This window comes from Marinovum sedimenti (genome assembly GCF_054052205.1).
The window spans coordinates 70,349-89,065 of the sequence record NZ_JBSWBT010000003.1 but is presented as its reverse complement, the minus strand read 5'-3'; the positions used below and the strand labels follow the sequence as shown (position 1 = coordinate 89,065).

Here is an 18,717-nt window from a genome sequence, read left to right as displayed (position 1 = left end):
ATATACACGAGATGAAATCGCATTGTCAGCAAGAAAAGAGCGTCAAACTGGATGCAAATCAAGAATTGATTGAGAGGGTCAATGGATAATTCAACCTACGTTGCGCTCTCCCAGCTCTCGGCGCTGGAACGACAGCTTGACGTGACCGCCAACAACATCGCCAACGCCAATTCGAACGGCTTCAAGGCCGAACGCGTGCTGTTTGAAAGCTATTTGCCGCCCGAAGGCACCGTCGCGCCCGAGGAAGCAACCAACTATCTGATCGACCGCGGCTCTTATATCGATGACCGCTCGGGCGTGATGATCCAGACCGGCAACCCGCTGGATGTGGCGCTGTCGGGCGAAGGCTGGTTTGCCTATGAAATGGCCGACGGCCAGCAAGCCTATGGCCGCGATGGCAATTTCGTGCTCGACCCGCAGGGCCGCGTCGTGACCACCAGCGGCGCGCAGGTGCTGGATGCCGGTGGCGCGCCGCTGGCTTTGCCGCCCGCGCTCGCCGCCTCGGTGTCGATTGCCGACGACGGGGTGATCTCTTCGGACGTTGGCGGCGTGCTCGGCCAGGTCGGCCTGTACGCCCTGCCCGACCGTCAGGCGCTTGGGCGTGCGGGCGGCGGCATGTTCGTCGCCTCCGAGGGCACCTTCCCGCTCACCCCCGATGAGAGCGGCACCAAGGTTATTCAGGGCGCGCTTGAATCAAGCAACGTGCAGGCGGTGAGCGAAGTCACCCGGCTGATCGACATCCAACAGGCCTATCAACACGCGCTCAATCTGCTCTCGTCCGAGGATGAGCTGAAGAAAGAGATGCTGAGCCGTATCGGCCAGAACAGTTAAACAGGGAACCGCAGATGAAAGCTCTTGGCATCGCCGCGACCGGCATGATGGCGCAACAGACCAACGTCGATGTGATTTCGAACAACATCGCCAACGCCAACACCACCGGGTTCAAAAGTTCCCGCGCCTCCTTTACCGATCTGATCTATGAGAACATGTCGCGCGAAGGTGCGGTGACGGCGGAAGAGGGCAACACCCGGCCTGTCGGGCTTGATGTCGGGCTTGGGGTGCAGGCGGTTGGCACCGTGCGGCTTAACACCCAAGGTGGGCTGACGCAGACCCAGAACCAGCTTGATCTTGCCATCGACGGGCGCGGCTATTTCGCCGTCAACCTGCCCGATGGCGAACAGGCGTTCACCCGCGACGGGTCATTCCGGCTGTCGGCTGAGGGGCAGGTGGTGAATGGCAAGGGCTACGAGATTGACCCCGGCGTGGTGCTGCCCGACAACACCACCGCGATTGAGATCAGCGACACCGGCATCGTGAGCGCCTATGTCGACAATGACTCTGTGCCGGTCGAGATTGGCCAACTCACCCTTGCCACCTTTGTCAACGATGCCGGGATGCGGCCCTTGGGCGACAACCTGTTTGCCGCCACCGTCGCCTCGGGCGATGCCATCCCGGCGCTGCCCGGTGACGAGGGCGTTGGCATCCTGCGGCAAGGCTATCTCGAAAGCTCGAACGTCGACATCGTGCGCCAGATCACCGATCTTATTCAGGCGCAACGTGCCTATGAGATGAATTCCAAGGCCATTTCGACCGCTGACGAGATGATGTCGGCCGCCAACCAGATCAGGTAAGCCATGCGCCTTGTCCTTGCCCTTTGGTGCGCTGTCCTTGCCCCGTTGATGGCGCAGGCCGAAACGCCCGAGATTCTGATCGAAGAACAGGTGCGCCAATCCTTGGGGGCCGAACTCCCCATCGAAGCCCTGATCCGGGTGCGGTTTTCCGGCGCGCAGATCAAACAGGCCGAGCTGATTTCCGCCTTCTGGATGGACCGCGACAGCGGCCAGTTCCTTGCCAATGCGGTGACAGACCAAGGCGTAACCCACCGGCTTTCGGGCGTGGCGCTGGCGGTGATGGAGCTGCCGGTTCCGGCGCGCCGTCTGATGCCCGGCGAGGTTGTCACCGACGCCGATATTGTGCTGACCGAGCTGTCATTGCGCCGTGTCGGGGCCTTTACCATCACCGATCCGGCGCAACTGCAGGGCATGCAGGTGCGCCGCATGCTGGCACAGGGCCGCCCGGTGATGACGCAATCGGTGATGCAGCCGCTGGTGATCGACCGCGGCGACAAGGTGAATATTCTCTACGACGATGGCCGGCTGGTCCTGACCGCCCCCGGCCGCGCGCTTGACAGTGCCCATCGCGGCGCCGAGTTGCGCATCGTCAATCTGGTCAGCAACACCTCGCTTGCCGCCATCGCGCGCGCGCCGGGGCTTGTCGAGGTAATCCGCTAATGTCTTTTCGCCGCTATCTGCTCACCCTCCCGACGCTGGCCCTTGTGACGGGCTGCACCGAACCGGTGTTTGACCGCGAACCCGAGCTGAGCCGGCTTGGCGTCGATCAAGAGGATCTGACCGCCGCGCGCACTGTGAATGTGCCGATGCCCGCGCCCGAAATCGCGCGCGCGCCGCACCGGGCCGAACGCGCCTCGCTTTGGGGTCAGGGCAGCGACGGCTTTTTTGCCGACCAGCGTGCCACCAATATCGGTGATCTGCTGACCATCGTGATCGAGATCGACGACGAGGCCAGCCTCGACAATGCCACCCGCCGCAGCCGCTCTGGCCAGTCCGCGATGGCCCGGCCCGGTCTGTTTGGCTATGGCTCGCAGATCGACAAGATCCTGCCCGGCGTCGGCCCCGCCGACCTGCCCTCGGGCGATATCGTCGACATCAGTTCCGAAACCAGCGCCCGTGGCGATGGCTCGGTTGATCGCAGCGAGTTGATCTCTTTGCGGATGGCCGCGCTGGTGGTGCAATCGCTGGCGAACGGCAATCTGGTGGTGGTCGGGCGCCAAGAGGTCAAGGTGAACGAAGAGCTGCGCGAACTGCGCGTTTCCGGCATCATCCGGCCACAGGACATCGACCGGGGCAACACCATCCGCTATGACAAAATGGCCGAAGCCCGGATAAGCTATGGCGGGCGCGGCGCGCTCAGCCGCCAGCAGGTGCGCGGCTATGGCGAAGACGTGATGGACGTAATTCTGCCCTATTAAATCGAACTTAAGTCAAGGTTTACCACAACTTTTGACTGAATGCGCCGCGATACAGGATCTCGACTCAACCAGTTCGGGATCCAATTATGAAGAAGTCCGTGATCACCTTTGTCGGCCTTCCCCTCGCATTTGCGGTGGCGGGATATGCGGGTGGCCTTGTGCTGCCCGCCGCAGCACGGCCGCAACATTCGGCGGTTGCGCCCGAGATCCCGGATCAGACAGCCGCAGCGCTTGTTCTCGACACGCTAGCCGAGGAAGAGGCCGCCAAGCTGGTGGTGGATGAGGCCGCGACAGCGCCGGGCGATCCCGCCGAAACCGCGCGCGAGAACCACCGCACCAATGCCAATGTGGTGCGGTTGGGCCGGGTGAGCATCCCGGTGTATCGCGCCAGCAGTGTGACCTATGTGATGTCAGATGTCGGCGTGGAAATGCGCGATGTCACCGTCGCGGCAGCCTTTGCCGAGGCCGAGAATGCCGCCCGTTTGCGCGACGCGGTGCTGACCTCGCTGCACAAGGCCGCCGAGGGGCTAAGCCTGACTGGTGGGGCCGTCGACACGCCCCAGCTCAGCGAACGGTTGGCGACGGATCTGCGCGCCGGGTTTGGCAGCGACGTGGCCAATGTGCTGCTGTTGTCGCTGATCCAGGCCGATGTGCCGCGCAGCTAAAGCGTTACGCAAAACAACAAGCATCGCCTAATGCGTTGAAATCTTTGATTTCAGGCAGTCTGAGGTGCGCCCGTTTTTTCGCGCAACGCTATAGGCAGCGTCAGCGCACCTCTTCGATCATCCCCGCCATCACGCTTTCGCCGGTGTCCAGTTGCAGCACCGCCAGCCCCTGATCATAGGTCAGCCCAGTGACCTGCGACAGCGCATAAGTCTGTGAAATCACCGTGTTACCGTCAAGGTCCAGCGCCGTGAGCTGCACGCCATAGGTGCCATCGGGCAGCGGCTGGCCCTGCTCGTCCAACCCGTCCCATTGCACTTCGTGCAGCGCGCCGGTGCTGCCCGGCAGGCCATACAGACTGCGCAAGATCGTGCCGCTGCCATCGGTGATGTCCATCGTCACCAGCTGCGCCTCGTTGTTCAGCCGATAGCCCAGCATGCTCTCGCCCCCCGCAAGCGATGCCTCGGACGACGGCACAACCACGCCGCGCCCGATAAGGCCCAGCCCGGACATCGCCGAGAGACTCGAGATCTGCGAGGCGATGCCTTCTAGGTTGGCGTTCTGCGCCACCGCCTGCTCTACCTGCGTCAGCGTCGCGAGCTGCGACACAAACGCGGTGCTGTCCATCGGTTCGAGCGGGTCCTGGTTCTGGATCTGCGCGGTGAGCAGGGTGATGAAGCTTTGGTAATCATTGCTCAATTGGCTCAGCGCATTGCCTGCCGCGCTCGAGGATCCTGTGGTGCCGGTGGTTGCGCCGCTCAGGGCGTAGGGATCGATGGCCATTGTGTTGTCCTGCTCAAACCGTGATGTCGATACGGCCCGAAGGCAGTGTGACACGGATCGGTGTTTCAGTTGTCTCGCCCGCTGCAGCGTCTTGCGCCGCCCCGATGGGAACGTTGCGGCCGGCAGAGGCGCCTTGTTCGGCCTCTTGCCCCATATTCTGTCCCGCGTTCTGGCCTGCGTTTTGGCCCGCTCCGCGCCCGCCCAAGTCATCAAAACTCAGCGCGCGGCTGTCGATCGGGTGGCCCGCGTCCCGCAGCAGCGCAATCAACCCGTCGCGGTCCGCGCGCAATGTGCCGAGCACAGCGGCTTGGTCGGCCCGAACGGTCACGCTGAACTGGCCATCTTCCGCCGGGGCCAGCACAATTTCGACCCGCCCCAACCCCTCGGGGGTGAGCGCAACCCGGATGGTGCCGCTGTCGCTGACATGGGCGCGCAGCTGGCACAGGATCTGCGCACTGTCGGGCAACGGAGGCGGCGCAGAGGGTGCAGTTGTCGGGGCAGTGGCGCTGGCGGCACTGGTGGCAGACACCGTCGTTAGCAGCGCCGGTGGCACATCCGCCCCGGCGGTGGGCACGGCAGGCGCGCGGGCATCAAGAGCGGCGGTCGGCATCGCCCCCGGTCCACCGCGCAGCGCCGGCGCCGGGGCCTCAGCGCCCGATTGCACCGCCCTGTCAGGGCGCGTTTGCACAGCGCCGTCAGCATGAGATTGCACCGCGCTGTCCGCGCGCGATTGTACTGCGCCGTCAGCGCGAGAGTGTACTGCGCCGTCAACGCGCGACTGTACTGTGTCCGCGCCGCCACGGGCCAAAGCACTGGCGTCGAGCGCACGCGGCGCAGCCTTGGCTTGCTCAGACAACGCTTCGAGCGCCTGCCCCAACTCGGCCCGCACCCCAGCGGGTGCCGGTGCCTCTGCGGGTGCTTCGAACGGGGCCGCACTCGGGTCGGCTTGGATAAAGTCGCGCAAGAGCGTCACAGCCTCGGTCAACCCCGCGCCCGGCTCCGCTGCCGCCAGCGCGCTGAACTGCGGCGCAAAACGGTTCGGATCGATCATCGCCGCGATCTCTGCAAGGATCGGGATCAACGCCTCGGCCAACTCAGCGTCACTCAAATCAGCCTGCGACAGGGCTGCATCCGCCGCATCGAACAGCGCCGCCAGATCGGTTTCACCCGCCTCCTGCTCAATCGAGATCGGGATGTCGTCGCGCGGCGCATCGGCCAAACGCTTGCCCACGAGCGCGGCAAACGGCCCGGCAGAGAGGTCGCCCTTGGGCTTCGACGCTGCACCGCCGCCACCGACATCCGAGGCCAAACCGGCCAGAGCAGACAGAATGTTCATCATGCCTGCAACAGGCTCCGCGAAAAGCCCGCCTCCACCAAATTCCGGCGCAAACGTGCCAGCGCGCGCCGCTCGATCTGGCGCAACCGGTCCTGCGTCACCGCCATTTCGGCGGCGATCTGGGCGTGGGCCTCGGGCTGCGCGGTCAGGTGCCGACGGCGGATCACCTCAATCTCTTGCGGCTCCATCTGTCGCAACGCCGCCGCCAAAACCTGCGCCAACCGCGCATCGCGGCTTTGCTGGCTCAGGCGATCTTCGGGGCCGGGCGCGTCACAAACCAACGCATGGCCGGGGTGCGCCGTCGGCCCGTCCGGCAGGCCATTGATCTCGATTGCGGCCTGAATCGCGCGACGGATCAGCCGGTGTTCGTCTTCCGGCAACCGCCCCGCACGCGCATCAAGATAGGCGCGGGCCGGCACATCGATCACCGCTTTGATGCCCGCCACGGCCCCGGAAATCGCGCTGCGCACCCACCAGGCGGCGTAGGTCGAAAACCGCACATTGCGGCTTCGGTCAAAACTGTCAGCGGCGCGCATCAGGCCCAGGATCCCCTCGGCGGCAAGGTCTTCGCGGTGGGTGGGATTGTCGGAAAAGCGGACGGCAAGCGCCCAGGCCTGACGGGCATGCGCACAGATCAAACGCTCCAGCGCTTTGCGGTCGCCCCGGTCCTGCCAGCCGCCAATGGCCGCGCGCTCCTGCTCATAGCTGAGCAGCGGCGCGCGCATTGCGGCCTGGTACGACATCGCCATCATCAGAAACTTCGCCTATCCTTGTTCGCAAGAATAGATAAACACATTTCTTGGATAGCAGAAAGAAATTAAAGGTTTAGTGAAAGTTAAACCGCGCCACGATGTCCTGCTCAAGCGGCTGGAATTCGCGCTCCGGCGCCCCCATGCACGCGCGCAGCATCATCGAGGTGCGGCTGGTCCAGTCCTCAAAGCCAAGCGGGTCGCTGGACACGTCAAGCAGGCGACTGCCAAACAGGAACAGGTCGGGCTGAACAAAACCGGGGTCAAGACGGCTGAGATGCGCCAGCATGTCGGGGCTGGTCAGGAAATCGGGCTGCGCCATCACGTTGCTGTCGACCAACCAATGCCGCCCGAGGCTCTGGGCCATACCGGTGCGAAAGCCGTCGAAATCAAGCGTCGCGCCGCCGGCCTTAAGCTCGGCTGCACGGGTCATCGCGGCCTGCGCCAAGGCATGCAGCGCTTCGTTTTCGCGCTCCATCGGCAGATCGCCCATGGTGATCGCAAGGATAAGGCTTTCGGCCACGGCCCCACCCAACAGACACCCCAGGTTGTGCTGATCGCGCGGCAGGAACAAAACGACGGTGTCATACGACAGATCCACCGGCAGCTCTTCGACAAGAACATCGCCCAAAGGCAGCCCCGCCGTCAGTTCAAGCTCATCCGACATCGCCATAGGCCGCGACAATCCCGCACCGGCCATCAGCGGCGCAGTCCGCAGCGGCAGAATGCTCGAAAACTGCGCGGCAAAGCGCTGCGAGGTCAAAGCGTCGGGCAGGGCAACGTGGCCTTCCCAGATGAGATCAAGAACTTGTTTTCCGAGCATTTCTATTCCGTCCGTGAGCAGTCGAGACACTCAATCGGTACGTGCAAATTAACCGTACTGAAAGACTCTTTGTGTAAAGACACGTACCAGATATAGCGACGGCGATTCAGGGAGACGCTATATTGTGGTCCAAGAGTCGCGCACCTAGCGCATTGATTCAAAGAGGAAAATTCAAAAATGCCACGAAAAAGGCGCATTATGAAACCATGAACACCCACTGAGTTTTCGTTACAATGCAGGAGGGAACTGCTATATTTTGCATTCAATACTAAACCAGACACTAGATAAGAGGCCACGGCGCAGGATTGTGCATCGGATTCACCGTGCAACCGGACGGACTTTTAGAATGTGGAAGAATCGGTCGCCAAAATCCGGGACCTACCTAGGATATAGCACCATGATGCCGATCCGCCGGTTCTCTGCCGCATCCGGGCTAAGCCCGCCCAGCGGGGCGGTATCGGCAAGGCCCGAAATGCGCATGATCCGTGAGGGGTTCACCCCATTTTCAACCAGGGCGCGACGCGTGGCATTGGCGCGGTCGGCTGAAAGCTCCCAGTTGGAATAGCCGTCGCCAGCATAGCGGCGCGAATCCGTGTGGCCCGTGATGGTCAGCGCATTGGGCAGGTCAGCCAATGCCTCGGCCACCACCTGCAACAGCTTGCGGGTCCGGTCGAGAATGCGCGCACTGCCGGAGCTGAACATCGACTGGCCGGTCTTGTCCACGATCTGGATCTCGAGCCCGTCCTGACGCCGTTCAAACCGGATATGCTCGGCCAGGGTTTCAAGCCCGGCCGTTGACGCGATCTCGTCAGAGATTTGCTGCTCCAACTGTTCCTGCGTCGCCTCCCAGGCTTCGCGCGCGTGCCCTGCCTCTAGCGCCGCCATCGCTTCGGCGGCGTCCTCGATGGCATCGCTCAACACGGTGCTGTCCGGCTTTTGCTCGGGCGCGACGGCGGGATCGGCATCAGCATCGCGCAACCGGCTGTCGAACAACGCCAGCGGGTTTTCCTGCCCAAAGGTCGGCACCTGAACCGGTGCGGCCTCGCCATCGGCCCCGCCCAACACACCCTCGGTGCCAAGCACGGTGCCGTCGAGAAAGCCATCGCCCCGCCCGCCCCGCTCCGACAGGCTGGGCGTGAAATAATCCGCCAGCCCGCGCAGCTTTTCCTCATCCGAGGCGGCGAGGATCCACAACAACAGAAAAAACGCCATCATCGCGGTCATAAAGTCCGCATAGGCCACCTTCCACCCGCCGCCGTGGTGGGCATGACCTTCGTCTTCCTCAACCCGGCGGATGATGATTGTCTGATCTTTGTTCGACGCCATAATCGGGCTCTATGCTTCGCCGGCCACAACCGAACGCGCGTATTTGCCAAGCCCGGCCTGTTTGGCATGGTCGGCCTTCTTGCGCGAATAACTGGGGGCAACCAGCGGGAAATCTTCGGGCAGATCAAAGGCGGCCCGATAGGCGGACTCGGTCATGCCATGTTCGGACCCGAGATGCCGCTTGAGCATCTTGAAGCTGCGCCCGCAGCACAGACAGGTCACACGGTCCTCAGACACCGCCTGATCCAGCGGCAAAGCGGGGCGCATCCCGTCTTCACGCGCAGGCAGGGCGGTGGATTTGGTAAGGCCGGAGGGGCGGGAAAATTCCTCGGCCAGCCGCCGGTACAGCGCGACAATCTCCTCAGGCCCGACATCCTGCCGCGAGGCATAGGCCGCGACGATCCGACCAGCGGTTTCTTCTTTCATGGCTTGGGCACACATGTACATTCTCCTATCAAACAGAGCCCGGCGGTCTTGCTGCCGCGCTGGTCCCTGCTGATCACCGTTGCAATCAATCGATGCGTAGGGTCGCCGTCCTTGGCTCACCATACGCTAAAACGTTCTATAATCCTTGCAGATTCTTGCAGGCCCCTTCCGGCGGGAAATTTTTCGCCGTATAGTTGCGCCCGAAGGGCAAGGTGCAATCTCCGTATATCAAAGTCTTTCCAAAGAGTTGTAAAGCGTTCGCGCCAGCGGTCAACCCTTTCGTTGCCCTGCCGATATTGGCATCTCTTTTCATGTCGCACGCTCTCATATGGTGGCTCTCTTCTTGTCCGTTGAAAGATAGATAGGACGCGAAAGTTAATCGGAGTTGAAAACCATTGAATAATTTGCGCAAATCTTGAGAACACTGCCATGCGGCGCCGTCACGAGGGGTATCAAACGGTCAATGTCACAGAGGGGCTCTTTCGCGGCTGTTGTCGAACGCGATACCGCGCGGCGGTCGGCCTGGGCTGCGGTGTTGCGCGATTGCGGGCTGCCCAAGGTGTTGCGCCGCACGCGGCCGTCAGAGATGCGCGATCTTTTGACCGAGGGTGCCCCGATCAGCGCCTTGGTTGTCGGGCTGTCGGCGCGGCAGGTGCCCGACGATTCGATGCTCACCCTGATCGCCGCCACCCGCAGATTGTCGCCCGAAGCGGTTATTCTGGCGATTGATCACGCCAATCGTTCGCAGGGGGCGGTTGCCGCCTTTGCGGCCGGGGCCGATGACGCGCTGTCGGCGGATCATGACCCCGGCGAATTGCGCGCCCGCCTGTCGCTGCGGCTGCAGGGGGCGGTTCGGGGCCGTCGGCGTGCCGCGCGACTGGTGCAGCTTGGACTGACGCCGATTGAAGAGCGCATTTTCAAGCATTTGAGCCGCCACGCCGGTGAAATTGTCGAACGAGAACACCTGGCCCGCGTGTTGGGCGAGGCGGATTGGACCTATGGCGACCGGCGCATCGATATGCATGTCGCGCGCATTCGCCAGAAGCTCGAGGCGCGCTCGGATGAAAATCTCGAGGTGCGGTCGATCCGGGGCCGCGGCTATCTGCTCGATGAGGGCGGCAGCGATTAACGCGCGGCCAAGCGGGTGTCGGACGGGCGCACTTCGGCGGGAACGGCACCGGTTGTGACCGGCTGCGGGTCTGCGCCAAGAGAGGCCGGAAGCACCGAAAACTGTGGCAAATCAACGTCCCGCAGCAGCGCCCCGGCCGCAAACCCCACAAAGATCAGCCCGATCAGCGCCGACAGCACTGGCGCAAACAATCCCCGCCGGCGCGGTTTGGCCTCGGGTGCCGGAGGCGGCAACAACGCGCCGGGCGTCACAAAAACCCCCTGCCCCGTCACCGTCACCTGCGCGTGGCGCGGGCCTTGCGCATAGCGTTGGCGCAACGCCTTGGGAAACCCCGTTTCCAGCATATCGATCACCAGCGCCTCGCCCGGGCCCCAGCCCGACACAACATGACGCGGCAGCACGAAACAGGAAAAATCATCGCGAAACCCTATCTGCGCGGCCCGCCGCACCGGGGTGCGAATGGTCTGCAGATCCGGTGCCAAATTAAGCCGCAACCCGTGCCGCCCCACCTCAAGCACGCCCTCGGCAAAGTCACATTCCGACGCGGCGTCGCGCGGGGCAAACCCCTCAGGCAAATCAGGCGCGGGGGCCCGTCGCGGCGGCGCTTCGGACAGATGCAGCCGGGGTTTCCAGCGAAACGCCTCGGTCAGCGCGGCGATTTTCGGCGCAGCTGACGGGCGCGGCTCTGCACTTTTGCGCGACACCTCAAAGCGATGGTTGAGCAGATAATCCTGCGCCAGCTCGGCCAGATCATCCTCGTCCGAAATCAGCGACAGCAGCTTTTGCTCGTCGGTGAACATCATCCGCCGCGTGGCATAGCCCTCGACCTTGGGCACAATCTCCAGATCGCCCCGCGCGCAGTTCAGAACCGCCGCAGCCTTGGCCGGCATCCGGCCGCGCTCGCTCTCGTGAAACAGCAGCGACTCACACAGCCCCGCTGCATCAAGACACAGCACCAACCCGATTTCCCCCGGCCAGTCCGCAAAGACATGGGCCAGATCGCAGGCTTCAAAGAAATAGGCGAGTTTGCCGGTCGACATTGCGCGACTCCAAGAACTACTTCGTCACAACTTGAAACTATCCTTATTTATACTTGAACGAAAGTCAAATATATCTATGCTTTCCATGTAACTTGGGTGCGCCCACAACCTTAGACAAAGCAGAGACACCACCATGACCTTCTTTATCGGGCTTGCTCTTGTGTTCGGCCTTGTCTTTGGCGGCTTTATGCTTTCGGGCGGCAAGATGGACATCGTTCTGTACGCTCTGCCGTTTGAGGGCATGATGATTGGCGGCGCGGCGATGGGCGCTTTTGTGATCGCAAACAGCATGTCGGTGATCAAAAGTTCGGGCAAAGGCGTGCTGAAAGTGGTGCGCGGCACACGCTGGAACGCCAAAGATTACAACGACTTGCTGCAACTGTTGTACGAGCTGACCCGCGCCTATAAATCCAAGGGCATCCTCGCGCTCGACAGCCATATCGAAGACCCGTCCAGCAGCGATATTTTCGCCCGCTACCCCAAGATCATGACCGATCATTTCGCCATCGACCTGATCCGCGACAGCTTTCGTATGTTGTCGATGCAGTTCGACGACCGTTATGCCACCGAGGACGTGATCAACCGCAAGATCCGCAAGCATCACCATGAATTGCTGGCCTCTGTTCATGCGGTTCAGCAGGTGGCCGACGGGCTGCCCGCCATTGGCATCGTCGCGGCGGTTTTGGGCGTGATCAAGACGATGTCGTCGATTGACCAGCCGCCGGAAATCCTTGGCAAAATGATCGGCGGCGCGCTGGTGGGCACCTTTCTTGGCGTTTTTCTGGCCTATTGCATGGTGCAGCCGATTGCCGGGCGGTTGAAACAGATCGAAGACGAAGACGGCGCGTTTTACTTGGTGATCCGCGATGTCTTTGTGGCGATGGTGTCGAACCACCCGCCCAACATCTGTGTCGAGATTGGCCGTGGCAACATCCCGACCCGGATGCAGCCCGATTTCTACGAAGTTGAATCGGCGCAAAAAGAGCTGCCGGTGGCATGATCCGCCTGCTGACCGCCGCCCTGCTGACAGTCTCCGCTCCGGTCTGGGCGGCCGAGGACGAAGACCCCGATTTCACCTCCGCCGCCGTCGCCGGCAGCTTCGAGGTGATGCCGCCCAGTGCCACAGGCTATCCACGCGCCATGCTGCTGAAGATGCGCGAACGGCTGGGCGGGACACCCCCACCCGACCCCGCAAAAACGTCTGAGACTGGGGCCGATGGCCACTGACCGGCTGCGCCCGCTGGCGATCATGGAACGGGTGAAAGAGCTCGAAACCCGCGAGCGCGCCGCCGCCGTCGGCACCCTGCGCGCCACCGCAGACCGGCTTGCCACCGAGCGCAGCGCCCTGATGGCGCGGCTGGCGGGAGAGTCGCATATCGACGGGTTGGAAGGCGCGCCATATCTGGGCCAGTTCATCCGCTCGATCCGTGCCGAGCTTGACCACAACGCCCGTGAGGCCGCGCGCCTTGCACCCGAGTTGGCCCGCGCCGAAGACGCCCTGCGTGATGCGATTTCGGAGCAGAAAACCTTTGAAATCCTGCGTCTTACCCGGATTGAGCAACAGCGCAAAGACCGCACCCGACGGGCCGCCGCCGCGCAGGATTTCCAAACGCTACAGCGCTGGTCACGCGGGCGCTGACCCCTCCGCTGCGGCGGGCAAAGCAATCTTCGCCGCCTCAAGACAGGCGCGCAGGGCGGCAAAGGTTTCCTGAGGCGGCATCTTCTCGCGCTTGGACTGCCCGAGCAACGCCTCCAAAGGCCCCGACAGCCGGATTGCGGCGTCCACCTCGGCATCGCTGCCCGGCCGATAGGCGCCAATACGGATCAGTTCCTCCATGTCGCCATAGCGCGCGGCGGCCTGACGCGCGGCGCGGTACAGCGCGTATTCCTCGGCGCTGTGACAGTCCGGCATCATCCGCGACAGTGAGCGCAGAATGTCGACCGCCGGGAACCGCCCGCGCTCGGCAATCCGCCGATCCAGGATGATGTGGCCGTCCAGAATGCCGCGCACCGCGTCGGCCACCGGGTCATCCATATCGTCGCCGTCCATCAGCACGGTATACAGCGCGGTAATGTCGCCGCCGGTGCCACTGCCCGGCCCCGACCGCTCCATCAGGCGCGGCAGTTCGGCGAATGTGGTCGGCGGATAGCCCTTCGAGGTTGGCGGCTCCCCCCCCGCCAACCCGATTTCCCGCTGCGCCATCGCAAAGCGGGTCACGCTGTCGAGCAGCAACAGCACCTGTTTGCCCGCGTCGCGAAAATGCTCGGCCACGGCGGTCGCGGTCCAGGCGGCCTGACGGCGCATCAATGGCGGCTGATCACCGGTCGAGACCACCACGACCGAGCGCGCCAGCCCCTCTTCGCCCAGATCATCGCGGATGAAATCCTGCACCTCGCGCCCACGCTCCCCGACCAAGCCAACCACAATCACCTCGGGCTGCGCATGTCGCGCCAGCATCGCCATCATCGAGGATTTGCCCACGCCGGACCCGGCGAACACCCCCATCCGCTGGCCCTGACAGAGCGGCGTAAAGGCGTCCATCACCTTAAGCTGTGTGGCAATGCGCGGCCCGACCCGGCGGCGGTCAAACGCTGGCGGCGCATCGGCGCGCACCGGGCGGGGCGTGGTGCCTTCGGGCAGGTGGCCCCGGCCATCCAAAGGCCGGCCCAACGCATCCACCACCCGGCCCAACCAGGCCGCATCGGGGCGAATCTCGGTCGCCGCGCGGGTCACTGTCACCGGGTCGCCGGTGCGCACCCCGTCCCATGTGCCAAACGGCAGCAGGCGGGTGCCTTGCGCGTCGAAACCCACCACCTCGGCCAGCACCGAGCCGTGCGCGCCCTGCACCGTGCAATGCGCGCCAATCCCGATCGCCCGCTCCAACCCTGACACAACCAGAGACAGACCCAGCGCCGAGGCAACCCGACCCGTTATGCTTGTACGCTCAAGCCCCCTTGCAAGGCTAGACAGCTCTGAAAATGCGGTGTGCATGTTTACTATCCATTGCTTATCAAGAATTAATAATGCTATTCTTGATCAAAGTAAAAGGAAAGTGTTGATGAAGCTTGCGGGAATGTCCTTTTTTCAGCTCGCCTCCCAGCGGATGAGCTGGCTTGGGGCGCGCCAGTCGGTGATCTCGGAAAACATTGCCAATGCGGATACGCCGAATTTCCGCTCAAAAGACATCACCAGCTTTGGCGAGGTGCTCAAGGCCAGCGCGCCGGTGCAGGGCATGGCCGTCACCGACCCCCAGCACATTCGCAGCGGCCCCACCCCGCCGCCGGGCGTGCGCGTCGAAACCGACGAAGGCGCTTGGGAAGGCTCGCTCAACGGCAACAACGTCGTGCTTGAGCAACAGACCATCAAGGCGGCGGAAGTGGCGGGCAATTACCGCCTCGCGGCCGAGCTGTATCGCAAGGGCCACACCCTTCTGACCGTCGCCGCAACCGGCATCAAATAGGAGCACGTCATGGACTTTTTCAAATCGATCCTGACGGTGGCGGCCAGCGGCATGAGGGCACAGGGCGAGCGGCTCAAAATCGTGTCGGAAAACGTGGCCAACGCCAATTCCACTGGCACCACACCGGGCGAAGAGCCCTATCGCCGCAAGATCATCTCGTTCGAGGAAATGGTCGACCGGGGCACCGGCAGTTCCACCGTCGCCGTCGCCAAAGTCAGCCGCGACGAGGCCAACTTTGAGCTGCGTTTTGATCCCGCCCACCCCGCCGCCGATGACGAAGGCTTCGTCAAGGTGTCGAACGTCAAGACCATCATCGAAATGGCCAACATGCGCGAAGCCTCGCGCAGTTATCAGGCCAATCTCAACATGTTCGAGACCGGGCGCACCATGCGTTCGCAGCTTCTCGATCTGCTCAAGTAAGGCAAGACGCGCATGGCCGATCCCACTTCCTTAATGTCCGTCAACGCCGCGTCGGGCGCTTACCGCGCCTCGCGCGACATGACCACGACAAGCGCGCCCGAGACCGGTAGCTTTGCCGAAATGCTGGCGCAATCGGGCCAAGACGCGATGACCTCGATCCGCCAATCCGAGGCGACGGCGATGTCGGGCTTGCAAGGCAACGCCGACACCCAAGCCGTTGTCGAAGCGACGCTTGAGCTGGAATCGACGGTGCAGGTGGCGATCTCGGTGCGTGACAAGCTGGTCGAAGCCTACAAGGAAATCCTCAACATGCCGGTGTAATCCGGCGCTGCTCCTGAACGGAATTCGATGACCGAAAGCGATGTTCATACCGTCCTGTCCGACGCCTTTCTGACCGTGCTTTACGCCGCCGGTCCGATCATGGCGATCGCGCTGGTGGTCGGTTTGATCATCGCATTTTTTCAGGCGCTGACGCAGGTGCAAGAGATGACGCTGACCTTTGTGCCCAAGATCGTGGCAATCTTTCTTGGCCTGCTGGTGTTCACCCCGTTCATGTACGCGATGGTCAAAAAGCTGTCGGACAATGCCTTTGACCTGATGATAAGCGGGTGGTTGTGATGCGCCTTGCCCTCCTGTTCGTCGCCCTGATGTCCGCCCCTGCGCAGGCCGATTGGAGCCGGTTTTACAGCCCCTCCCCCAGCGCGACAGCCCCGGCCATCGCCCCCCAGCCAACGGCCCGCGCGGTGCCGGCGGCAGGCGTCTGCATCCGCGAAATCCTCACCGCGCAACTGCGCCACGCCATCCCCGGCAACCTGCTACTGGCCATCGGGCTGCAAGAGGCCGGGCTGATGCATGAGGGCGAGCTGACCGTCTGGCCCTGGGCCGCGAATGCCAACGGCGATGGGCGCTATTTCGATCAACCCGGCACCGCACAAAGCTGGGTCCGGGTGCAGCAATCCTCGGGCACATCGTCGATTGACGTTGGCTGTATGCAGATCAATCTGCGCTGGCATCCCGAAGCCTTTGCCACCATCGAACAGGGCTTTGATCCAGCGGCCAATGTCGATTACGCCGCCCGCCGCTTGGCCGAACTCTACGCCGAAACCGGCGATTGGACCGAGGCCGCCGGGCGTTATCACTCCGCCACCGAGACCCTCAAAACCGCCTATCTCGACCGGCTGCGCAGCAATGTCGCGATCGCCAACAAGCGGCTCGACGTGTTCCGCGAACTGGCCGCCCGTGGCGGGGCCACGCGCCGGGTGGCCGCCGCCCCCTCTGCCGCCCCGCTGCCCGCCGGGCATTTCTGGACCTCGGATTTGACCCGCCGCACCAAAGGCACCGCCGATGGCGCGCGCTCCTTGTTCGGCCGCGAGCCGATGCAACCCGTGCTGCCCTCCTTCGAAAAGATGTTCTGATGGCTCTGACCGACACCCTCTCCTCTGGTGCAGGCGCATCGCTTTTGTCGCGGGGCCGCGCCAACCGCGATGTCGGCTTTGCCGTCGCGGTGGTGCTGATCCTTGCGATGCTGTTTGTGCCGCTGCCGCCGGTACTGCTCGACCTCGGGTTGGCAATTTCACTGTCGCTTTCGGTGCTGATCCTGATGGTGGCGCTGTGGATTCCGCGCCCGCTTGATTTCAACTCTTTCCCCTCGCTTTTGCTGATGGTGACGATGCTGCGCCTGTCGCTCAACGTCGCCTCGACCCGGCTGATCCTGTCACAAGGCCACACCGGCAGCGATGCAGCAGGCGGCGTCATCGAAGGCTTTTCGCGTTTCATCGTCTCGGGCAATTTCGTCATCGGCATTGTGGTGTTTGCCATCCTGGTGGTGATCAACTTCGTCGTGATTACAAAGGGATCGACCCGCATCGCCGAGGTCACCGCCCGTTTCTCGCTCGACGCGATGCCCGGCAAACAGATGGCGATTGATGCTGATCTTGGCGCTGGCATGATCGACGAAGACCAAGCCCGCAAACGCCGCAAAGACCTTGAGGACGAAAGCGGTTTTTACGGCGCGATGGACGGTGCCTCAAAATTCGTGCGCGGCGATGCGGTGGCCGGGATCATCATCACCCTGATCAACGTGATCGGCGGCATTCTGATCGGCGTGGCACAGCATGACCTTTCGCTGACCGACGCCGCCGGCTTCTATACCACGCTGACCATCGGCGACGGGCTGGTGACACAGGTTCCGGCGTTGATCGTCTCGCTTGCCGCCGGTCTGATCGTCACCAAGGGCGGCACCGAAGGCGCGGCAAACGAAGCAGTTCTGGGCCAGCTCGCCCGCTTTCCCAAGGCGTTGTTCATGGCCGCCGCCCTGCTGCTCGGCATCGGCCTTCTGCCCGGTTTTCCCATCCCGGTGTTTGCGTTTCTCGCCGCTTTGATGGTCGGCCTCGGCGTCTTTGTGGGCCGTCAGGCCGAGGCCGAGCGTCAAAGCGCCGCCGAGGCCGACGCCCTGCAAAAACGCAACGAAGCCGCCGCGCCAGAGGACGACATCAAGGAAACGCTGAAGCTCGACAGCTTGCGGCTTGAACTCGGGCAGGCGCTGGTGCCGCTGATCTCGGCCAGCGATGCGGCCCTGACCGGCAAGATCAAAAGCCTGCGCAATCTTTTTGCCCGCGAATTCGGATTTGTGCTGCCCTCGGTGCGGATTAAGGACGAGCCGATGCTGCCCGCCCAAACCTATGCGCTGGTGGTCCAAGGCGTCGAAGTGGCGCGCGGCGAGGTGCGGCCCGCGGGCCTCATGGTGGTCAATCCCGGCGAATGCGGCCTGCCGGGGGAACGCGGGCGCGACCCATCGTTCGGGCTTGAGGCGCTGTGGATCGACCATGCCACTGCCCCCAAAGCCGAGGCGATGGGCCTGACCGTGGTGGACCCCGAAAGCGTGATCATCACCCATCTGACCGAGGTGGTGAAAGACCACCTGCCCGAGCTGATGACCTTTGGCGCAACGCAAGATTTGGTCGCCGGGCTGGACCGCGAATACCAGAAATTGGCGGGCGAAGTCGCCCCCAACGCGCCCTTGGTGCTGATCCAACAGGTGCTGCAATCGCTGCTCGCCGAGAAGGTTTCGATCCGCAACCTGCCGCTGATTGTCGAGGCCATCGCCGATGGGCGGCGCGGCACCACCAATGTGGTGCAAATTGCCGAAACGGTGCGGCGGCGGCTGTCCAACCAGATCTGCAAATCGCTGCTTGATGGGGCCGGGTTCATCTCGGTCATCACCATGGCACCGGCTTGGGAAAAAGAGTTCCTCGAGGCGCTGCGGGTCAATGGCGACGAGCGTAATTTCGTGATGTCACCGCAACGAGTGCAGGAGTTTGTGCTCAACGCCCGCCGCGAAATCCAGCGCCACGCCGAGCAAGACCAATGGCCCGCGCTGCTGGTCTCGCCCGAAGTGCGCAGCTATGTCCGCTCGATGCTCGAACGGGTCAGCCCGATGACAGTGGTGCTGTCGCACAACGAGGTTCACCGCAAAGCCTCGCTGCGCACCGTCGCGACCATCGGTCAATAGC

The 18,717-nt window shown here is 63.1% G+C and carries 24 protein-coding genes; 15 read left to right on the top strand and 9 right to left on the bottom strand.

Translation table 11 applies throughout. The annotated features are described in order from the left end of the window. The first annotated feature begins 81 nt into the window (after positions 1-81). The 5 genes from ACW9UO_RS18930 to ACW9UO_RS18910 all read left to right on the top strand — a co-directional run bounded on the left by ACW9UO_RS18930 (position 82) and on the right by ACW9UO_RS18910 (position 3,714). Positions 82-831, top strand: a complete 750-nt coding sequence (locus tag ACW9UO_RS18930) for a flagellar hook basal-body protein (RefSeq protein WP_457088927.1) — start codon at positions 82-84, stop codon at positions 829-831. A 14-nt stretch (positions 832-845) separates the two neighbouring features. Continuing rightward, entirely contained in the window at positions 846-1,631 is a 786-nt protein-coding gene (gene flgG / locus ACW9UO_RS18925; protein WP_457088926.1) for a flagellar basal-body rod protein FlgG, read from the top strand. A 3-nt stretch (positions 1,632-1,634) separates the two neighbouring features. After that, on the top strand, positions 1,635-2,291 hold the full coding sequence (flgA, locus tag ACW9UO_RS18920; protein ID WP_457088925.1) for a flagellar basal body P-ring formation chaperone FlgA: 657 nt from the start codon (positions 1,635-1,637) through the stop codon (positions 2,289-2,291). Continuing rightward, entirely contained in the window at positions 2,291-3,049 is a 759-nt protein-coding gene (locus ACW9UO_RS18915) for a flagellar basal body L-ring protein FlgH (protein WP_457088924.1), read from the top strand. The genes flgA and ACW9UO_RS18915 overlap by 1 nt, the downstream gene beginning before the upstream one ends. Before the next feature lie 86 nt (positions 3,050-3,135). Further along, entirely contained in the window at positions 3,136-3,714 is a 579-nt protein-coding gene (locus ACW9UO_RS18910; protein ID WP_457088923.1) for a hypothetical protein, read from the top strand. Positions 3,715-3,814: 100 nt separating this feature from the next. On the opposite strand, the gene ACW9UO_RS18905 is transcribed toward ACW9UO_RS18910, so the two are convergent. From ACW9UO_RS18905 to ACW9UO_RS18875, 7 genes are all read right to left on the bottom strand, one after another. Next, the gene (locus ACW9UO_RS18905; protein WP_457088922.1) at positions 3,815-4,495 is read right to left on the bottom strand and encodes a flagellar hook assembly protein FlgD; all 681 of its coding nucleotides are present in this window, start codon (positions 4,493-4,495) and stop codon (positions 3,815-3,817) included. 13 nt (positions 4,496-4,508) lie between these two features. Next, positions 4,509-5,834 carry a flagellar hook-length control protein FliK gene (gene fliK, locus ACW9UO_RS18900; RefSeq protein WP_457088921.1) on the bottom strand — a complete coding sequence of 442 codons (1,326 nt, stop codon included), beginning with the start codon at positions 5,832-5,834 and terminating at the stop codon, positions 4,509-4,511. Continuing rightward, positions 5,831-6,583, bottom strand: a complete 753-nt coding sequence (locus ACW9UO_RS18895) for a sigma-70 family RNA polymerase sigma factor (protein ID WP_457088920.1) — start codon at positions 6,581-6,583, stop codon at positions 5,831-5,833. Before ACW9UO_RS18895 ends, fliK begins: the two co-directional genes overlap by 4 nt. A 73-nt stretch (positions 6,584-6,656) precedes the next feature. Next, on the bottom strand, positions 6,657-7,403 hold the full coding sequence (locus ACW9UO_RS18890; protein ID WP_457088919.1) for a hypothetical protein: 747 nt from the start codon (positions 7,401-7,403) through the stop codon (positions 6,657-6,659). A 378-nt stretch (positions 7,404-7,781) separates the two neighbouring features. Next, positions 7,782-8,729 (bottom strand): flagellar motor protein MotB, encoded by a 948-nt coding sequence (locus ACW9UO_RS18885; protein WP_457088918.1) that lies wholly within the window; start codon positions 8,727-8,729, stop codon positions 7,782-7,784. Between the two features lie 9 nt (positions 8,730-8,738). Continuing rightward, entirely contained in the window at positions 8,739-9,170 is a 432-nt protein-coding gene (locus ACW9UO_RS18880; RefSeq protein ID WP_457088917.1) for a Ros/MucR family transcriptional regulator, read from the bottom strand. 121 nt (positions 9,171-9,291) lie between these two features. After that, positions 9,292-9,468 carry a hypothetical protein gene (locus ACW9UO_RS18875; RefSeq protein ID WP_457088916.1) on the bottom strand — a complete coding sequence of 59 codons (177 nt, stop codon included), beginning with the start codon at positions 9,466-9,468 and terminating at the stop codon, positions 9,292-9,294. A 150-nt stretch (positions 9,469-9,618) separates the two neighbouring features. Between ACW9UO_RS18875 and ACW9UO_RS18870 the strand changes: the two genes are divergently transcribed. Beyond that, complete coding sequence (locus tag ACW9UO_RS18870; protein ID WP_457088915.1) at positions 9,619-10,284, top strand: winged helix-turn-helix domain-containing protein; 666 nt, start codon at positions 9,619-9,621, stop codon at positions 10,282-10,284. Here ACW9UO_RS18870 and ACW9UO_RS18865 read toward each other — a convergent pair. After that, complete coding sequence (locus ACW9UO_RS18865) at positions 10,281-11,324, bottom strand: hypothetical protein (protein ID WP_457088914.1); 1,044 nt, start codon at positions 11,322-11,324, stop codon at positions 10,281-10,283. The genes ACW9UO_RS18870 and ACW9UO_RS18865 overlap by 4 nt on opposite strands. A gap of 133 nt (positions 11,325-11,457) precedes the next feature. Between ACW9UO_RS18865 and motA the strand changes: the two genes are divergently transcribed. From motA to ACW9UO_RS18850, 3 genes are read left to right on the top strand one after another with little or no spacing between them, the layout of a single operon-like run. Beyond that, complete coding sequence (gene motA / locus ACW9UO_RS18860) at positions 11,458-12,324, top strand: flagellar motor stator protein MotA (protein ID WP_457088913.1); 867 nt, start codon at positions 11,458-11,460, stop codon at positions 12,322-12,324. Further along, entirely contained in the window at positions 12,321-12,551 is a 231-nt protein-coding gene (locus tag ACW9UO_RS18855; protein ID WP_457088912.1) for a hypothetical protein, read from the top strand. Before motA ends, ACW9UO_RS18855 begins: the two co-directional genes overlap by 4 nt. After that, complete coding sequence (locus tag ACW9UO_RS18850) at positions 12,541-12,963, top strand: hypothetical protein (RefSeq protein ID WP_457088911.1); 423 nt, start codon at positions 12,541-12,543, stop codon at positions 12,961-12,963. The genes ACW9UO_RS18855 and ACW9UO_RS18850 overlap by 11 nt, the downstream gene beginning before the upstream one ends. On the opposite strand, the gene ACW9UO_RS18845 is transcribed toward ACW9UO_RS18850, so the two are convergent. Further along, complete coding sequence (locus ACW9UO_RS18845; protein ID WP_457088910.1) at positions 12,949-14,316, bottom strand: FliI/YscN family ATPase; 1,368 nt, start codon at positions 14,314-14,316, stop codon at positions 12,949-12,951. The two genes, ACW9UO_RS18850 and ACW9UO_RS18845, sit on opposite strands and share 15 nt — an antisense overlap. Positions 14,317-14,383: 67 nt before the next feature. Between ACW9UO_RS18845 and ACW9UO_RS18840 the strand changes: the two genes are divergently transcribed. The 6 genes from ACW9UO_RS18840 to flhA are packed head-to-tail and all read left to right on the top strand — an operon-like array spanning position 14,384 to position 18,716. Next, positions 14,384-14,785, top strand: a complete 402-nt coding sequence (locus ACW9UO_RS18840) for a flagellar basal body rod protein FlgB (protein ID WP_457088909.1) — start codon at positions 14,384-14,386, stop codon at positions 14,783-14,785. A 9-nt stretch (positions 14,786-14,794) separates the two neighbouring features. Beyond that, a complete protein-coding gene (gene flgC, locus ACW9UO_RS18835) occupies positions 14,795-15,205 on the top strand; it encodes a flagellar basal body rod protein FlgC (RefSeq protein WP_457088908.1) in 411 nt (136 codons plus the stop codon). Between the two features lie 33 nt (positions 15,206-15,238). After that, positions 15,239-15,526, top strand: a complete 288-nt coding sequence (locus tag ACW9UO_RS18830) for a flagellar hook-basal body complex protein FliE (RefSeq protein WP_457088907.1) — start codon at positions 15,239-15,241, stop codon at positions 15,524-15,526. 27 nt (positions 15,527-15,553) lie between these two features. Next, positions 15,554-15,823: a flagellar biosynthetic protein FliQ gene (locus ACW9UO_RS18825; protein ID WP_457088906.1), complete on the top strand. Its 270-nt coding sequence runs from the start codon at positions 15,554-15,556 to the stop codon at positions 15,821-15,823. Continuing rightward, positions 15,823-16,620: a lytic transglycosylase domain-containing protein gene (locus ACW9UO_RS18820; protein WP_457088905.1), complete on the top strand. Its 798-nt coding sequence runs from the start codon at positions 15,823-15,825 to the stop codon at positions 16,618-16,620. Before ACW9UO_RS18825 ends, ACW9UO_RS18820 begins: the two co-directional genes overlap by 1 nt. Next, complete coding sequence (gene flhA, locus ACW9UO_RS18815) at positions 16,620-18,716, top strand: flagellar biosynthesis protein FlhA (protein ID WP_457088904.1); 2,097 nt, start codon at positions 16,620-16,622, stop codon at positions 18,714-18,716. Before ACW9UO_RS18820 ends, flhA begins: the two co-directional genes overlap by 1 nt. Position 18,717 lies beyond the last annotated feature (1 nt).

Bases quoted from the DNA above. Each gene is read 5' to 3' on its own strand.
- ACW9UO_RS18890 (WP_457088919.1), bottom strand. From the start codon at position 7,403: ATGCTCGGAAAACAAGTTCTTGATCTCATCTGGGAAGGCCACGTTGCC.
- motA (WP_457088913.1), top strand. From the start codon at position 11,458: ATGACCTTCTTTATCGGGCTTGCTCTTGTGTTCGGCCTTGTCTTTGGC.
- ACW9UO_RS18930 (WP_457088927.1), top strand. From the start codon at position 82: ATGGATAATTCAACCTACGTTGCGCTCTCCCAGCTCTCGGCGCTGGAA.
- flhA (WP_457088904.1), top strand. From the start codon at position 16,620: ATGGCTCTGACCGACACCCTCTCCTCTGGTGCAGGCGCATCGCTTTTG.
- flgG (WP_457088926.1), top strand. From the start codon at position 846: ATGAAAGCTCTTGGCATCGCCGCGACCGGCATGATGGCGCAACAGACC.
- ACW9UO_RS18845 (WP_457088910.1), bottom strand. From the start codon at position 14,316: ATGCACACCGCATTTTCAGAGCTGTCTAGCCTTGCAAGGGGGCTTGAG.
- flgA (WP_457088925.1), top strand. From the start codon at position 1,635: ATGCGCCTTGTCCTTGCCCTTTGGTGCGCTGTCCTTGCCCCGTTGATG.
- ACW9UO_RS18915 (WP_457088924.1), top strand. From the start codon at position 2,291: ATGTCTTTTCGCCGCTATCTGCTCACCCTCCCGACGCTGGCCCTTGTG.
- fliK (WP_457088921.1), bottom strand. From the start codon at position 5,834: ATGATGAACATTCTGTCTGCTCTGGCCGGTTTGGCCTCGGATGTCGGT.
- ACW9UO_RS18840 (WP_457088909.1), top strand. From the start codon at position 14,384: ATGAAGCTTGCGGGAATGTCCTTTTTTCAGCTCGCCTCCCAGCGGATG.
- ACW9UO_RS18820 (WP_457088905.1), top strand. From the start codon at position 15,823: ATGCGCCTTGCCCTCCTGTTCGTCGCCCTGATGTCCGCCCCTGCGCAG.
- ACW9UO_RS18855 (WP_457088912.1), top strand. From the start codon at position 12,321: ATGATCCGCCTGCTGACCGCCGCCCTGCTGACAGTCTCCGCTCCGGTC.
- ACW9UO_RS18905 (WP_457088922.1), bottom strand. From the start codon at position 4,495: ATGGCCATCGATCCCTACGCCCTGAGCGGCGCAACCACCGGCACCACA.
- ACW9UO_RS18885 (WP_457088918.1), bottom strand. From the start codon at position 8,729: ATGGCGTCGAACAAAGATCAGACAATCATCATCCGCCGGGTTGAGGAA.
- ACW9UO_RS18875 (WP_457088916.1), bottom strand. From the start codon at position 9,468: ATGAAAAGAGATGCCAATATCGGCAGGGCAACGAAAGGGTTGACCGCT.
- ACW9UO_RS18830 (WP_457088907.1), top strand. From the start codon at position 15,239: ATGTCCGTCAACGCCGCGTCGGGCGCTTACCGCGCCTCGCGCGACATG.
- ACW9UO_RS18870 (WP_457088915.1), top strand. From the start codon at position 9,619: ATGTCACAGAGGGGCTCTTTCGCGGCTGTTGTCGAACGCGATACCGCG.
- ACW9UO_RS18850 (WP_457088911.1), top strand. From the start codon at position 12,541: ATGGCCACTGACCGGCTGCGCCCGCTGGCGATCATGGAACGGGTGAAA.
- ACW9UO_RS18895 (WP_457088920.1), bottom strand. From the start codon at position 6,583: ATGATGGCGATGTCGTACCAGGCCGCAATGCGCGCGCCGCTGCTCAGC.
- flgC (WP_457088908.1), top strand. From the start codon at position 14,795: ATGGACTTTTTCAAATCGATCCTGACGGTGGCGGCCAGCGGCATGAGG.
- ACW9UO_RS18880 (WP_457088917.1), bottom strand. From the start codon at position 9,170: ATGTGTGCCCAAGCCATGAAAGAAGAAACCGCTGGTCGGATCGTCGCG.
- ACW9UO_RS18865 (WP_457088914.1), bottom strand. From the start codon at position 11,324: ATGTCGACCGGCAAACTCGCCTATTTCTTTGAAGCCTGCGATCTGGCC.
- ACW9UO_RS18825 (WP_457088906.1), top strand. From the start codon at position 15,554: ATGACCGAAAGCGATGTTCATACCGTCCTGTCCGACGCCTTTCTGACC.
- ACW9UO_RS18910 (WP_457088923.1), top strand. From the start codon at position 3,136: ATGAAGAAGTCCGTGATCACCTTTGTCGGCCTTCCCCTCGCATTTGCG.